Source organism: Pseudomonas sp. 2995-1 (genome assembly GCF_002742505.1).
Taxonomy (GTDB): Bacteria; Pseudomonadota; Gammaproteobacteria; order Pseudomonadales; family Pseudomonadaceae; genus Aquipseudomonas; species Aquipseudomonas sivasensis.
The window spans coordinates 1-246 of the sequence record NZ_LJSA01000087.1 but is presented as its reverse complement, the minus strand read 5'-3'; the positions used below and the strand labels follow the sequence as shown (position 1 = coordinate 246).

Annotated in this window: 1 protein-coding gene; it reads right to left on the bottom strand. The window is 37.4% G+C overall.

Annotated features, from left to right (window positions below; genetic code table 11):
- Positions 1-246 (bottom strand): hypothetical protein (locus AOA61_RS31075; protein ID WP_158234778.1); only part of this gene is annotated, 246 nt, incomplete at both ends.

The following is a 246-nucleotide window of genomic DNA, read 5'->3' as shown; positions in this document are numbered from 1 at the left end:
CTCCTTTATACGGATATCCATCATTTCCGGAAAAGGAGCCACTTTGGCTGGCTCTTCTTTTATTTCATGCCAATGCGCTACATGTTCATCTCTTCTTAAATCATCTATTAAATCAGGTAAGGTCCTTTTTCCAAACACAGATATCACTCCCATTATCCATTCCACTCTCCCTCCATTATAGCGAATACACGTTTGCCTGACAAAACCTTTAACTTCCATTAAATTAGTTGTTACATATGCTAAAAT